At 43.0% G+C, this 14,189-nt stretch carries 16 protein-coding genes and 1 pseudogene; 12 read left to right on the plus strand and 5 right to left on the minus strand.

The window, feature by feature from the left end:
* Positions 1 to 1,161: 1,161 nt before the first annotated feature.
* The 4 genes from ndhL to RMZ95_RS20445 all read left to right on the plus strand — a co-directional run bounded on the left by ndhL (position 1,162) and on the right by RMZ95_RS20445 (position 3,561).
* Positions 1,162 to 1,374: an NAD(P)H-quinone oxidoreductase subunit L gene (gene ndhL / locus RMZ95_RS20430; protein WP_094347179.1), complete on the plus strand. Its 213-nt coding sequence runs from the start codon at positions 1,162 to 1,164 to the stop codon at positions 1,372 to 1,374.
* A gap of 24 nt (positions 1,375 to 1,398) precedes the next feature.
* Positions 1,399 to 1,710, plus strand: coding sequence for a DUF3007 family protein (locus tag RMZ95_RS20435; RefSeq protein WP_094347180.1), 312 nt, complete (start codon positions 1,399 to 1,401; stop codon positions 1,708 to 1,710).
* A 121-nt stretch (positions 1,711 to 1,831) separates the two neighbouring features.
* Positions 1,832 to 2,659, plus strand: a complete 828-nt coding sequence (gene trpA, locus RMZ95_RS20440; protein ID WP_322673374.1) for a tryptophan synthase subunit alpha — start codon at positions 1,832 to 1,834, stop codon at positions 2,657 to 2,659.
* A 236-nt stretch (positions 2,660 to 2,895) separates the two neighbouring features.
* Positions 2,896 to 3,561: a heterocyst differentiation related protein gene (locus RMZ95_RS20445; RefSeq protein WP_322673373.1), complete on the plus strand. Its 666-nt coding sequence runs from the start codon at positions 2,896 to 2,898 to the stop codon at positions 3,559 to 3,561.
* 201 nt (positions 3,562 to 3,762) lie between these two features.
* Here RMZ95_RS20445 and RMZ95_RS20450 read toward each other — a convergent pair whose 3' ends face one another.
* Complete coding sequence (locus tag RMZ95_RS20450) at positions 3,763 to 5,643, minus strand: serine/threonine protein kinase (protein WP_322682295.1); 1,881 nt, start codon at positions 5,641 to 5,643, stop codon at positions 3,763 to 3,765.
* A gap of 163 nt (positions 5,644 to 5,806) precedes the next feature.
* On the opposite strand from RMZ95_RS20450, the gene RMZ95_RS20455 reads away from it, so the two are divergent.
* The 6 genes from RMZ95_RS20455 to RMZ95_RS20480 all read left to right on the plus strand — a co-directional run bounded on the left by RMZ95_RS20455 (position 5,807) and on the right by RMZ95_RS20480 (position 8,865).
* Complete coding sequence (locus RMZ95_RS20455) at positions 5,807 to 6,295, plus strand: hypothetical protein (protein ID WP_322682294.1); 489 nt, start codon at positions 5,807 to 5,809, stop codon at positions 6,293 to 6,295.
* Positions 6,296 to 6,437: 142 nt separating this feature from the next.
* On the plus strand, positions 6,438 to 6,596 hold the full coding sequence (locus RMZ95_RS20460) for a hypothetical protein (protein ID WP_322682293.1): 159 nt from the start codon (positions 6,438 to 6,440) through the stop codon (positions 6,594 to 6,596).
* On the plus strand, positions 6,583 to 6,879 hold the full coding sequence (locus RMZ95_RS20465) for a hypothetical protein (RefSeq protein WP_322682292.1): 297 nt from the start codon (positions 6,583 to 6,585) through the stop codon (positions 6,877 to 6,879). The genes RMZ95_RS20460 and RMZ95_RS20465 overlap by 14 nt, the downstream gene beginning before the upstream one ends.
* 43 nt (positions 6,880 to 6,922) lie before the next feature.
* Positions 6,923 to 7,210, plus strand: a complete 288-nt coding sequence (locus tag RMZ95_RS20470; RefSeq protein WP_094347188.1) for a type II toxin-antitoxin system Phd/YefM family antitoxin — start codon at positions 6,923 to 6,925, stop codon at positions 7,208 to 7,210.
* 9 nt (positions 7,211 to 7,219) lie between these two features.
* Positions 7,220 to 7,549, plus strand: a complete 330-nt coding sequence (locus RMZ95_RS20475) for a Txe/YoeB family addiction module toxin (RefSeq protein WP_322682291.1) — start codon at positions 7,220 to 7,222, stop codon at positions 7,547 to 7,549.
* Positions 7,550 to 7,869: 320 nt separating this feature from the next.
* The gene (locus RMZ95_RS20480) at positions 7,870 to 8,865 is read left to right on the plus strand and encodes a folate-binding protein (RefSeq protein WP_322673365.1); all 996 of its coding nucleotides are present in this window, start codon (positions 7,870 to 7,872) and stop codon (positions 8,863 to 8,865) included.
* 5 nt (positions 8,866 to 8,870) lie between these two features.
* Here RMZ95_RS20480 and RMZ95_RS20485 read toward each other — a convergent pair whose 3' ends face one another.
* The 4 genes from RMZ95_RS20485 to RMZ95_RS20500 all read right to left on the minus strand — a co-directional run bounded on the left by RMZ95_RS20485 (position 8,871) and on the right by RMZ95_RS20500 (position 12,364).
* Positions 8,871 to 9,803 (minus strand): DUF5331 domain-containing protein, encoded by a 933-nt coding sequence (locus RMZ95_RS20485; protein WP_322673364.1) that lies wholly within the window; start codon positions 9,801 to 9,803, stop codon positions 8,871 to 8,873.
* A 49-nt stretch (positions 9,804 to 9,852) separates the two neighbouring features.
* The gene (locus RMZ95_RS20490; protein ID WP_322673410.1) at positions 9,853 to 10,185 is read right to left on the minus strand and encodes a (2Fe-2S) ferredoxin domain-containing protein; all 333 of its coding nucleotides are present in this window, start codon (positions 10,183 to 10,185) and stop codon (positions 9,853 to 9,855) included.
* A 159-nt stretch (positions 10,186 to 10,344) separates the two neighbouring features.
* The gene (locus tag RMZ95_RS20495; RefSeq protein ID WP_322673363.1) at positions 10,345 to 11,319 is read right to left on the minus strand and encodes a cysteine synthase A; all 975 of its coding nucleotides are present in this window, start codon (positions 11,317 to 11,319) and stop codon (positions 10,345 to 10,347) included.
* 145 nt (positions 11,320 to 11,464) lie between these two features.
* Entirely contained in the window at positions 11,465 to 12,364 is a 900-nt protein-coding gene (locus RMZ95_RS20500; RefSeq protein WP_409883300.1) for a hypothetical protein, read from the minus strand.
* A 406-nt stretch (positions 12,365 to 12,770) separates the two neighbouring features.
* Between RMZ95_RS20500 and mnmA the strand changes: the two genes are divergently transcribed.
* Complete coding sequence (gene mnmA / locus RMZ95_RS20505; protein ID WP_322673361.1) at positions 12,771 to 13,826, plus strand: tRNA 2-thiouridine(34) synthase MnmA; 1,056 nt, start codon at positions 12,771 to 12,773, stop codon at positions 13,824 to 13,826.
* Positions 13,827 to 14,041: 215 nt separating this feature from the next.
* Positions 14,042 to 14,188 (plus strand): annotated as a pseudogene (locus RMZ95_RS20510) (carbohydrate kinase); the annotation flags it as partial.
* Between the last annotated feature and the right edge of the window lies 1 nt (position 14,189).

Genomic DNA, 14,189 nt, shown 5'->3' on the forward strand with positions numbered 1-14,189 from the left:
TCATTTTCTGTAAAGTTATGGTAATTTACGTCGCATTTAATAGTGATATTTATTAAAGTTCCCTCAAAGAAGGTGGGTGCGCTTTGGTAAATCTCTTGAGTTTCGTCAATTAAACCGTAAGCTCGTTTTAGTTGCTTTGTATAATAATTACAAAGTGTATTATTAGCGACATGAATTTTTCACCGCTAAACTAGCGACATCTAATTTGTCACGATGACAGATAATCTGACTCAACGACATTAATCTGTCACTGACGACAAATAATTAGTCACTGTACAGGTAAAGTCACAATTGAAGCCTTTAGGTATTTTAAATTTTTAGTGGGGGTGGAGGGACTTGAACCCACACGACCTTTTACGGTCAACGGATTTTCATTCTCCCGCAGTTTTCACTGCACCTGATGACAGTAGCCTGCTCAGATTTTGAGAATTGGACTCTCCCTTTACCCTCGACTTAACGTTAGGGTAGCTCCCGTCGGGTCTCTGCACCTTCCGAACAGTTCATGAGTTAGGAGTTAGCAGTTATGAGTTTAAATTTACTCACCACTTGACACGGGCTAAACGCCTCGCTACCGCTAACATGACTCAGGACTTTTTTCGGCTTGGCTCAGGATTGCCATGTCTGTCACCAGATTTAGGTTTCCCTGAGTTTGAGAGCTTCCACTTGAAGGATTTCTCTTTCAAGGCTCAATTATTTAAGTCCGTAGCGTCTACCATTCCGCCACACCCCCAAAGGTATTTGGCAACTAGTGTAACTAGTTATTTTTTAGAGGTAGCAAATACCTCCTTATCTATTCCACCATCAATTGTGTCTTTTGTCCAACTAGATTGAAAATATTTTTTCCAGATTAGGCGATCGCTTCAGAGAGTTGAAAGTCTTCTTAGTTTTCTCGTAATCATCTGGATGAGTTTTCGATTTTGTCTAACTAGAGCATTTTTTGTTAGTGGATTCACATAATAGCATGATATTAGCTTTTGTCATGAAATCCGTTGAATCGTCCTCAGTAAAAGTACTCCAGCCCGCCAAAGCTGCGCTTTCGCCTCTTCGTTAGCGGTTTCGAGGAATTCTGGCGCAGTTATGTTGAAAGCATTATGACTATACTTCTCTCTTGTCTGTCTCTTCAGCCTATGATGGAAAACAGATGCTTAAGACTTGAAAGTTATGATTGTCGCCCTGCTATATCTGATTTTGGCTGGAGCTTACCTTCTGGTAATCCCCATTGCTGTTTTGCTGTACCTGAAGCAGCGTTGGTATGTAGCTAGCTCTATTGAGCGTGTCTTTATGTACTTTTTGGTGTTTTTCTTCTTTCCGGGTCTGTTGGTTCTATCGCCGTTTGCAAATTTTCGACCCCAACGGCGACAAGTTCAAGTTTAACGAGATTGGTAGGTCATAACTCTCATGCGACGGATTGACGCGATTGGAATTGGCTTGGGTGTTTTTATTGCCGGCGGTTTGGCATACTTAGGATTGCAGCTAGTCGGTTTGGATAATCAAAAAGCTGGTATATGGAGCCAAGTTTTGCTAGTCAGTGCCTTAGTTGGCTGGTTAGCCACCTATTTTTTCCGTGCGGTGGGACAAAAAATGACCTACCACCAACAGCGGGAACAGTATGAGCAAGACTTTCTGCAAAAGCGGCTAGACGAGCTTACTCCCGAAGAACTAGCACGAATTCAAGCCGAAATAGAACAAGAAGAGCAATCTCAGGTGTAAAGTTATCATTGGTCAGTTGTTATTTGTCCTTTGTCATTAGTCATTTGTCCTTTACTAATGACCAATGACCAATGACCAATGACCAATGACCACTGACCACTGACTATTGACACTTGACTAAATGACTGCGATTTCTGATTGCTTTAAAACTCTTGGGCACAATCGTGAGTGCGCTCTGATTCCGTTTATCACTGCTGGCGATCCAGATTTAGAAACAACAGCAAAAGCCTTGCAGGTTTTAGATCGTAGTGGAGCCGACATTATAGAAGTGGGTATACCCTACTCCGATCCTCTGGCTGATGGGCCAGTCATTCAAGCTGCTGCTACCCGTGCTTTGCAAAGAGGTACGAAGTTAGAGCAAGTGCTAGAAATGCTGCAAGGGATTACTCCCAAATTGCGATCGCCGATTATTCTGTTAATCTATTACAACTCAATTTTGCACCGGGGAATTGAAAAATTTCTTGGGCAAATTGCTGCTGCTGGAGTCGCAGGATTGGTAATACCTGACTTGCCTTTAGAAGAAGCAGCAGGATTGCTCCAAGCAGCTAGTGAGATGGGAATTGACGTAATCTTGTTGGTAGCTCCCACTAGTTCTGCCCAACGGATCGAAGCGATCGCTCGTTCTTCTCAAGGATTTATTTATTTAGTCAGTGTGACTGGGGTTACAGGGGTGCGATCGCAACTGGAAAACCGCGTGTCCGATTTACTCAAACAAATTCGTAGTGTTACTGATAAACCGATCGCAGTCGGCTTTGGCATATCTGAAGCCGAACAAGCCCGACAGGTAAGGGAATGGGGCGCAGATGGCGCGATCGTGGGTAGCGCTGTTGTTAAACGGTTAGCCCAAGGCACACCAGAGCAAGGACTTTCGGCGATCGCCCAATTTTGCCAAAGTCTCAAGGCAGCCATCCAGACCACCAGCACCAGCACAAATACTTCTCTTGATTAGACGGAGAAAGTAGATTAAAAAAGTATAACAGTGCAGTTTTTGTATGCTTGTTTGGTAGACAATTTGACCGTTATGGTCTTGAATATTAACATTAGATATCATGATGTAAAAAAACTAGCCGATCCGGTCGCTTATAGTTTGAGTATTATGTGAAATTAAGTAGGCATAATTTATGAGTGTGAGAGTGAGTCAGTCACAAATAGTTATAATTAGGTCGCAATTGAGGAGCAAAGGCGATGAGTGAGAGTATGGCGTTTATCGGTGGGGTTGCTGTAGCTGGGCTGGCGGCTCTGGTATTGCTCAAAGGAACAAATACCCCTCTACAGCCTAACTTTGCTGTTGCTCCGCAAATGCCAGGGACTGTAGTAGCGCCGGGAATGCAGCCACAAATGTATCCTTATGGGCCTTATGGGCAACCAATGTATCCCGGTCAAGTTCAGCCACCGACTACTCCCAATACTGACCAGCGTCTGGAGATGGAGAAACTGAACACGCAGATGCAGTTGGAGCGTTTAAAAAACGACAATGAACAGCTGAAGGTGCAAAATCAACAACTCCAAGGTCAAGTTCAAAATTTCAATACTCAGCAGCAGTGGCAACAAGCCCAGCAGTATAACCAACAAAAAGTAACAGCATTCCAGCCTCAAAGTTCTTGGTGGTCTTCACCTGTGCTTTGGGCTGTGGGAGGTGCAACTCTAACTATTGGTGGTGGTGTTGTCGTCGCTGGTGTATTGGCTTTGTTCTCGCCACGGCAGCGTCCAGCCCGTACTGTACAAGTGATTCACCCTTACCCAGGAAATACACCGCCCTTGGTTCCAGTCCGTCGTGCTGAGTTTCTGCCTGCTTCGCGGATGGAAGCAAGACGAGTTGAAGCCCAAGAATACGACGAGATGCACGGATAGGGAAAATAAAACCACAGATAAATATCGTTTCCAGATTATATCTGGAAACGATATTTATTGGGCTGCTGCTGCGAATTCGGGCTGCCATCGCCCGAATTTAGTTGTTCCCAGTTTCTGGCTGGGAACGATATAAACTGTGTTTACTGATAACTTTTAAAAGCTGCTTTTAGGAGTTTGTGTGCTATTGGGACTCTCTGTGGTTTAAGGTTGCTTAGTATCGGGAAGTTTCTGTTGGGTATTTTTCTGATTACCTTGATTTTCTAGCTGAGTTAGTGCTTGTTTTGCCAGATTTTCGGCTGCTTGTTTAAATAATGGTTCTATTCTATTTCGCCAGTATTTAGTATTAGGTAACTTTTCTGGATGGTTTCTATAATCTAAAACTTTATCCCATTTACCATCATCTATTGCTTTATTAATTTCATTAGATACTGCCTCTGCCTTTGCCCAATCTGACTGCCACTGGGCAATCATTTTGCTCGTCTCTTGGATACCAGAAGCAGCATTTGCCGGAACCGATCTTAAAAGTGCGATCGCTCCAATTATATCCCCGGAATCATACTTCTTTTTTGCTTGTTCTACAATATTGGCACTGTTATCATTAGGCTGCGATCGTTGTGATTTCTCAGCATCGTCAGTTGACTTCTTCGGCTTTTCTGGTATTGGAGTTACCACATCCTTAGATTTTGGTTTTGGCTGCGGAATAGTTCGAGTCGCAATCAAGCTACTATCATCTACAATCCTAGTTGCAATGCCCTTTTCGCGTAGGCAAGAACCCCATTCCTGATTATTAGTTATCACGGTCGGGTGTGCCCAAGCCAAACGACCAGATTTAAGCTTAACTTCTATCCAACCTGCTTTTGTTCGCTTGCCAGTCACCTCGAAATTGGTGTTATTAGCAACAGTTTGCACAATATTATTAGAATTTATCGAACTAGGTTCAGAACGGATATTAGAATTTCCGACAACAACAGCCGAGCATTTGTTTGCTAAAGCCGTATCCTTACCTGTAAGATTTAAAGCAAAATTTTTCACATTTGGATATACATTTGCTACCAAGGCAGCTGCACCACCCGCTAGTAATATGCCAATTAATATCGGCCAGGGGTCGGATTTACTAGAGTCTTTACGCTCAGGTTTGGCAGGGATAGGATTTGCTGGTGCAACTGCAATAGTTTGCAGCCGAGATACTTGAGGCTGAGATTTGGCTGCTTGGTAACTAAAATTGTTGGCGGCTTCTTGAGGTGTGGAAAGTGCAGGTACTGGATTAATCGCGTCTTTACACGCTTGCAGTGCTTCCGTAGCATTTTGATAGCGGTCTTTGAAGTGATAACGCACCATCTTGGACAATACTGCCGCCAGTTGATGGTTCACAGTTACTGAATGCTGCCAGATAACTTCCCCTGTTTCCGGGTCTTCTTGCAATTCTGTTGGCTGTAATCCTGTTAATGCTTGAATGGCGATGATGCCAAGGGAATAGATATCGCTGTTAGGACGGGGTTTACCTTGCCCTTGTTCTGTAGGCATATAGCCAGGAGTACCGATAACCACTGTCGCAGATGCTTGTCCGCCCACTGTTACCAGTTGTGTACGCAGTTGTTTCACTGCTCCAAAATCAACTAAAACTAACTTATTATCTGAGGCACGGCGAATGATATTATCCGGTTTGATGTCGCGGTGAATCACGCCTTGGCGATGGACAAATTCCAGAATTTCTAGAACTTCTTGCAACAGTTGAATTACTTGGCTTTCACTCCAGCGCTTACCAGGTATAAGTTCCTCAGCTAGGGTATGTCCTTCAATATATTCTTGTACTAGATAGAATTCTTGGTTTTCGTCAAAGTACGCCAGCAACCTGGGTATTTGGTCATGGTTGCCCAGTTTTTCTAAAGTTTCGGCTTCACTGCTGAACAAGCGTTTAGCAGTATCAAAAACTCTGGGGTCAGTTCCGGGTTTGAGATGCTTGACAACGCAGATAGGATTGCCTGGTCGCCTAGTATCTTGGGCAATGTATGTTTGACCAAATCCTCCCATCGCGAGGACTCTAATTACTTGGTAACGATGGTCTAGTAGCTTGCCGATCATATTCTCTCCCCAGAGTTATTACCTAATTTTCCAGCTGGTAATAAATATCTCCAAATTTTCTTCATTGAAATCCGCTATCTTGAGAAAAGATTTAGATTAAAAACGCAGCTTTTTAATAAACGCAGACTGTTTATTTTTCTTTTAGTGCCCCTGTGTATTACCAATGCCACCTAAAATAACAAATCCAGTTGCATGGCAGCAGGCTGAAATCCTCATGCAACCTGCTTTCATTCGCGTTATCGACAATATCCGCAAGCAGCTCGATCAATCTTCTTGGACGGGAACTTACCATGATGTCCTGATTTGGCCGCCTAGCACCACTGATGAAATCAAAGCATTGGTGACTGAACTGTTGCAAGCAATCGAAACTGCAACACCCCAAGAAGCAGATGAAATCAGAGGAACTCTGGCTCGTCTGCCGATGCCCCATCCAGGATATCATCTACGTTTGCAGCGTCAACAGCAAGAAGCGAGTATCGATTTGTGGGAACTGTGTTATCAGGTGTGTTTTATTGAATACACCCCACAGAAGGAAGTTGCTGATATTGATACTAGTTTAATCGATGAATTCGGTGAAGTCGATTGGCTGCGTTTGGATGCTAAGTCAAAGAAGTTAGTTGAGCAGGCGTTTGCTAAATTGCCAGAGGGTTGAAGCCCTGACAATAGAATACACGAACAAAGCCCACACAAGTGGGCTTATAAGATAAGGCGATGCCTATATCATTGAAGAAGAATTTTTCTTCGATAGGATAGCAGGAAGATTCTTAATATTACTCGGTAAAGAGGATTTATTTTTGGATTCACTTAATCCTAAATACTGGAATCCCTTAGAAATTGAAAGAAAAACAGTAGGTTTATTGCTCGTAGTTTATCTAGAACGCAGTAGGCGAACACGTATTATTTCTGCCCGTCCAGCTACCAACATAGAAAGAAAGTTATATGAACAAGGATGATGAAGAACTCGAACTATACTTAAAGCCCCGTAGTACAGAAACAGTATCAATAAAAATACCAACAGATGCGTTAGAATCGCTCAAAAAAGTTGCAGCTAATCGAGATATGACACTTGAAGCGTTACTCAAGTTTTACATTGGGCAGAATTTGCGGCAAGATTTAGCTAAATTCTTTTCTGAGCGGCTACTGGAATCAACCGCTGAAGTTCTAGCAAAGCACATCGAATCCAAAGAGGAAATTTTAAGCATCATTCAAGAAATTCAAGCTGAAGCAACTCTTTAGTTACCTGCCAGCAAAGAGTAACAGATAAATTAAGGAACAAAAAATGTCTAATAAAACAAACTACACCGAAGCTTGCAATAATTTTGAAAAAATTTACGAAGAAGCAATTAGCACTCGTGAACCTGTAGTTGTTAATCGTGAAGGTGCAGAAAGTGTATCCGTCATACCTACTGCGGAACTTAATAGCATTATAGAGACAGCATATTTGTTCCAATCACCTGAGAATGCAGCACGTCTTTTAGATGCTTTACAACGTGTTAAGGCTAAGACTAATATGCCTCAAACTATAGACGAGTTGCGTAAAGAGTTCTCGCTTTACGAAGAAGAGTAAATAAATTTAATGTCGGATAATTTAGAACCAGATGCACTTCCCCAATCTGAAGTTTCTCAAGCGGATAATTTAGAACGCAACCTCGTTTTTGACCGGAAGTTTCTGGAAGACCTTACCTACTGGGTAGAAACAAATAGAAAAACTGCACTCCGCGTCTTATCTTTAGTTGAAGAGATTAGGCGGAATCCCTTTGAAGGTACAGGCAATCCTGAAAGATTGAGATACTATGATGCAAATGTATGGTCGCGCCGAATCACTCAAACTGACCGGATTGTTTACGTAGTAAGTGATGACCGAATCGAGTTTATTCAGGCACGATACCATTATAGCGATCGCTAATTTCATCATTAAATAATCTAATCTTAAAAAAGAGCGATCGCCATGAATCGCCGTTATCACTCTTATAACGACAGGTTTAATGTTCTTAACAAAATAATGATTTTACTAACGACAGCTTTAACGTTCTTCACAAAATCACGATTTTCATCAACAAAAGAATGATTTTGCTAACGACAGCTTTAATGTTTTTCACAAAATCGCGATGTTGATAAGATTTTGATTAACGTTAGAAGAAAACCAGAGGTAGATTGAAGCCGCAAACGCTTATTTGCTAAGATTTCCAGTGCGACAACATTCAAACAGGGCAATTTCTGATCGCTATGCCAACATCTACACTTGACGATAAAGACGCAGCAGCTATCCAAGCCGCCAAAGTTGGGATTGCAATATGCGATCGCACCGCTTGGGGACGGATTAAAGTAGCTGGCGACGATCGCCTCAATTTCTTACACAACCAAAGTACTAACAATTTCCAAATACTCAAGCCAGGACAAGGTTGTGATACGGTTTTTGTTACTTCCACAGCCAGGACAATTGATTTAGTAACCGCATACGTTAGAGAAGATGCGGTAATCCTGCTGGTTTCACCTAACCGCCGCCAGTTTTTGATGGAATGGCTAGATAAATATATTTTCTATGCCGATAAGGTGGAATTATCTGATATTACACAATACACCAACACCTTCAGCCTGATTGGGCCAGGAAGCGATGCTGTTTTAGAAAAGTTGGGTATTAGCGAACTCATCGGGCAACCTTACGGTAATCACCAAGTATACACCATTGCTCCCGCCGAGGGAGTGCGGATTGCTGTAGGTAGCGGGTTAGCTGCGCCCGGATACACCTTAACTTTCCCTTATACTGACAAAGAAACAGTGTGGAACAAACTGTTAGAAGCAGGAGCAGTAGAAATGAGCGATCGCGCTTGGGATGCTTTGCGAATTTTACAAGGCCGCCCCGCCCCAGATGCAGAACTCACAGATGATTACAATCCTCTAGAAGTGGGTTTGTGGCAAACAATTTCTTTTACTAAAGGTTGCTATATTGGGCAAGAAACTATTGCTCGGTTAAATACATATAAAGGTGTAAAACAACACCTTTTAGGTATCCGCCTCAATGCCCCTGTGGAAGTTGGAAGTGCGATCGCAGTTGCAGATGAAAAGGTTGGCAAACTTACTAGTTACACCCAAACCGCTGATGGTTACTTTGGACTAGGTTACATTCGCACCAAAGCTGGTGGTGTAGGTTTAAAAGTCAAAGTGGGAGAAACTGAGGGTGAAGTCATAGAAATCCCGTTTGTTTCTCACGAATATCCGTAAGTAATTCAAATCAAGATATCTTTCTCTTTCTCCCCAGCACCGTAACAAAATTCATCTACCCAAGAAGCTATACTACGGGCATTTGTAGTTGGTAAATTTATTTTGCTCTTAACCTCTTGTGGTTGAATATTCGGTTGTTTGCCGTTACTTTTAACCTCAGTAGTAATTGCTAGCGATCGCACTGGTTTGCTGTTACTAGAAATCCCAGTGGTAATTGCCAACGATGCACCCACAGGGATTCGGACAGGTGGCGCGTTGCTTTTAACCTCAGTAGCTAACGCCACAGATGGCATAGTTTTGGCTTTGCTGTTCACCTCACTAGTCATTGTCGCCGATTCTCGTGAAGGTAACTGACCAGAGTGCCAGCGTACTGGTTGATATTTCCTTAGTAAACTGGAGGATGGCGTTTTTGCCGGAGTATCTGGAGCAATTTTAGTTCCATTTGCTACTATCAACTCAAGTTTGCGTGTGCGAACTACTTCAGTGGTAGCTGTAATTGATGGCACAAGTTCATCGGCGCGTGACAAGTTGGAATCTAGAGTCTTAGCAAGAGAATGAAGCGCAATCTTGCTGGCAGTTACAGCAGATGATAGATGTTTATCCTCAGAATACTTCTCATCTGGCGGCTCGCTTTCAACTTGGCTTATAGCCATAGAATGCTCTGATTTGATTAAACGTAACTCTTCATCGGGATTGAAGTTAAGACCTAAAGCAGCGACTATTTTATCTGGATCGTTATTCAGATCCACCATAAAAGAAAGTATTTCATCAAACTGGGGTTCTAAAACAGACAGTGTTGCCAAAATAAAACCGGATAAAGGGCGGCGCAGACCATCGTAAGTGGCCCAAATTCGCATTTTGACCAGCCAGGAAATATTTTGCTTGTAGTAAATAAGCCACTTTTGTTTTAAGGATTGACGCAGCTGCTGGATATTCATTGGATGCCTCACTTCAGTCAAAAAGATTGCAGAGCTTAATATTAAAAATTTAGCTTTCTTTCTGGGGATGAAACCGATAATAGAGCATCTGTTTGACTCTTTGACCACCTAGCAAATGATTTTCTATCAGTAGAGATACTTCATCAGAGTGAACGCCGCTATACCAGACCATATCAGGTAATATCAGCACCATTGGGCCATTGCCACATTGTCCTAAACAGCTGCTAGCCGTTACAGTTACACCAGGGATTGGCAAAGCTGTAAAAGCGGCTAAAACCTTGGCTGCACCTTGCTTTTTGCAAGTACGATTTTGACAAACCCGCACACATTTAGGAGAAGAGGGTTGGTCTATTGTGGGGAAGTTTGATGGTTGAGTTGTCATTTGTCCTTTGTCATTTGTCATTTGTCATTTGTCCTTTGTCAAAAGTTGGAAGCTAATGACCAATAAACTCTTGGAGAGGCTGCGCCAACGACTAGGCTCAGTACAAGTGACTAATGCCTAATAACTAATGACAAATGACTAATGACTAATGACTAATAACTAATTTATTGAAAGTCCTTTTGAGGCTAGCCATTCCGGGTTGAATATCCGCGACTGATACCGAGAACCACTATCACACAAGATGGTGACAATGGTATGTCCTGGCCCCAATTGCTTCGCTAAGGCAACAGCTGCCGCAACATTAATACCTGTTGAGCCGCCCATTAGCAACCCATCTTTCCTCAGCAGTTGGTAAACTACTCGCAAAGCTTCTTGGTCATCGATTTGAATGGCATCATCAGCAGGTGCGCCTTCCATATTGGCTGTGACACGACCGTTACCGATGCCTTCAGTGATGGAATTTCCTTCTATCTTGATTTCGCCAGTTTTGACATAGCTATAAAGTCCACTACCTAGCGGATCGGCTACAACACATTTAATTGCTGGATTTTGTTCTTTTAAGTACAATGCTACACCAGCATAAGTACCACCAGTACCGGTTGCAGTTGTCCATGCATCTATTTTACCATCTGTCTGCGTCCAAATTTCTGGCCCTGTGGTTTCGTAGTGGGCGAGGCGGTTAGCTAAATTATCAAACTGATTTGCCCAAATGGCATTTTCCAACTCAGCAGCTACTCTGCCCGATAGCTTGACGTAGTTGTTCGGGTCTTTGTAAGGTACGGCGGGGACGGGACGAACTTCTGCTCCTAATGCTGTCAGCGCGTCTATCTTTTCTTGTGACTGGGTATCGGGAATAATAATTAGGCATTTGTAACCTTTGGCGTTGCAAATATGTGCTAATCCAATGCCAGTATTACCAGCGGTTCCTTCTACAACCGTGCCACCAGGTTTAAGTAAACCTTTCTTTTGGGCATCTTCGATGATGTAAAGTGCGGCGCGGTCTTTGACGGAACCTCCAGGATTGAGAAATTCTGCTTTCGCAAGGATTTCACACCCTGTTTCTTCGCTAAAACTGTTTAAGCGAATTAAAGGGGTGTTGCCAACAGCGCCAACGAAGCCATTCTTTATATCCATTTTGACTGTACTTGTATGAGTCTTTATAAAAATCTTGGCTGATAGCTGTAGTATGATTTACAACTGATTTGCCTAAAATTCTATAATACTTACATTGGAGCGCTTGCCGTTGGTGTACTTCCCTCACTCCTAACTCCTCACTTATTTACTTTCCGTAGTAAACTCTGGCATTACCGTATCCGATATTTCGGATATATTTGTTCCATTCCTCAGCTTGAAATCGATTTTGGAAAGGCCCGACTGCTACGTGCGGGCCTCGTGGTTGCGTCCTTTCGAGGACTCCGCCAGATCGTCCTAAATCTTGCGTAAATTGGCCTAAATTCTGCCTAAGTTGTGCTGCGATCGCAGGTAATTGTTCGGAAGTGGTGGGAATGGCGACATAATATCTAGAGACTCGCCTATTAGAATTTATATTATTACGATCGTCTCTATAGTTATAGTTGCCATTGTCTGCATTTATTTCCTGTCCATTACCAAAGCTGATAATTCGGGCGTTATATATGCCTCGTGACTGTAGCTCATTCACCCGTTGTTGGGCGTTGGCGACTCTGTTAAAAACACCTGACTGAATTACAGTCCGGCCTTGGAACTGGCGAATGTAAGCACTGGGTTCAATCTGACGTATGGCTTGTAGTGTCTGGAAATCACTACCATCAACGTAAACTAAATAGCGCTCAAAGTTCTGGTTATATTGACTAAACTGTGAAGGTTGAGAGGGCTGAAAATTCTGCTCAAATTGATTGTTTTGTACTGGTTGGGTAGGCTGAAAGTTCTGCTCAAATTGATTGTTTGGTAATGGTTGAGAGGGTTGAAAATTCTGCTCAAATTGATTGTTTTGTACTGGTTGGGTAGGCTGAAAGTTGACTTCCGGTTGATTGAAGTTCTCTGCTTGACTTGGTTGTAACTGCGGTGATGGTTGTTGACCAAAGGGAATTGGCGGTGGCGGTAAAATCTCACCAGTTTCTTGAGCCAGTAGCACGTTGCGGTTGGAGATTTGTGCCTGTGCTGGGGTAGAGTCGGGAATCAGTACTAACCACCCTCCCACTAACAAAAAGAGAAGTCTAATAGTGGGCTTCCAACCCTCAGAGCTTCGGCACAGCATCTGAAATGGGATAAATTTACTTGATATTCCTCTCGACATAATAGTTAGAAAGCAGTCAAAGTATTTTTAGGTAATTTCCATCAAGAACTAATTAGTTCACCGTTGTAGCAACTATATAGCGTTAACGTAAAGTTACCTCATCTACGTGGCAAAAAATACATCTGTAATTAATCTTAGATGAAAGCTGTTTACGGACGCGATCGCTTCCGTTATGGATGGAAGAAACAAATCAAATTCTCTTCCCTCCTGCCTCCTACCTCCTGCCTTTAAAACTGAAGCGCTTTAGTAGCAAGGCTTTGAAGAGTATATGCTACAATTGGACAACCACGCATATCGTGTCGTGCTTTGTATGAAAAAAGTCGTCGTTGGTCTTTCTGGTGGCGTTGACAGTTCTACCGCCGCAGCTATCCTGCACCATCAGGGCTATGAAGTGATTGGTTTGACTCTTTGGCTAATGAAAGGCAAAGGTCAATGTTGCTCTGAAGGTATGATCGACGCGGCCGAACTCTGCGAACAATTGGGTGTTCCCCATCAAGTTGTGGATATTCGAGATGTCTTTCAGACGCATATTGTCGATTACCTGGTGACTGGTTACAGTGCGGGTATTACACCTTTGCCTTGCTCCCAGTGCAATAAAACGGTGAAGTTTGGGCCAATGGTGCAATATGCTCGTGAAGAATTGGGGTGCGATCGCATTGCCACCGGTCATTATGCCCGAATTAGCTATGACGAAGCAACTGGACGTTACCAGTTATTAAGGGCTGTTGACCGCAATAAAGATCAGTCATACTTCCTCTATGATTTGTCTCAAGATTTACTAAGAGCAACGGTATTTCCTCTAGGGGAACTAGAAAAAACTGACACGCGCCGCATTGCAACTGAATACGGACTGAAAACTGCTGATAAACCAGAAAGTCAAGACTTATGCTTAGTGGAAAGTAACGGTTCCATGCGGGCATTTTTGGATAAATATTTAGCTCCCAAAACAGGTGATATTGTCGATGTTACAGGCAAAGTTTTGGGACAGCATGATGGTGTGCATCATTACACCATTGGCCAGCGCAAAGGCTTGGGAATTGCTGCTGCCGAACCCCTGTATGTGATTGAATTAGATGCGGAAAATAATAAAGTAGTAGTAGGCGATCGCACCAAGGTAACTCAGCCAGAATGCACTGTAAATCGGGTAAATTGGGTTTCCATTGCCGAACCATCTACCCCAATTCATGCCGAAGTGCAAATTCGCTATCGTTCAACGGCTACACCAGCGACGGTGATTCCGTTGGAAAACTCCCGTGTGCGTTTGGTGTTTGATGAACCCCAAATCAGCATTACCCCCGGACAAGCGGCGGTATGGTACGACGGCGAGAAAGTGTTAGGTGGCGGAATTATTGAACAGTTTAGTTAAGAATCACCCCTTTGTAGAGACGTCGATTTATCGCGTCTCTTCCCTTAACCGAACCGTCTTGGATGATACACCCTTTTCATCAACAAAACCATAATTTTCGTAATAATTGCCTTTTATAGAATTGCCAAAGGCTTAACCTCACTTCTTGCGGTATTTGGAAAACCTCTCTCTAAATCTGTCTCCTAAAAGGCTACGGTGTACACACAGTGTATTAAGGCGATCGCTTTCCGATTAACGATCCCAATCTACCCCTACGCTTGTCACCACGCCCAAATAATCCAGTAGAATTTTTGCATGGGTTGTTAGAAAGCATTGCCCGCATAGAAGCGCGAGGGTATGAATTATTACAAGAAATGCGAGCAA

Source organism: Nostoc sp. DedQUE07 (assembly GCF_034530975.2).
Classification (GTDB): Bacteria; Cyanobacteriota; Cyanobacteriia; order Cyanobacteriales; family Nostocaceae; genus Nostoc.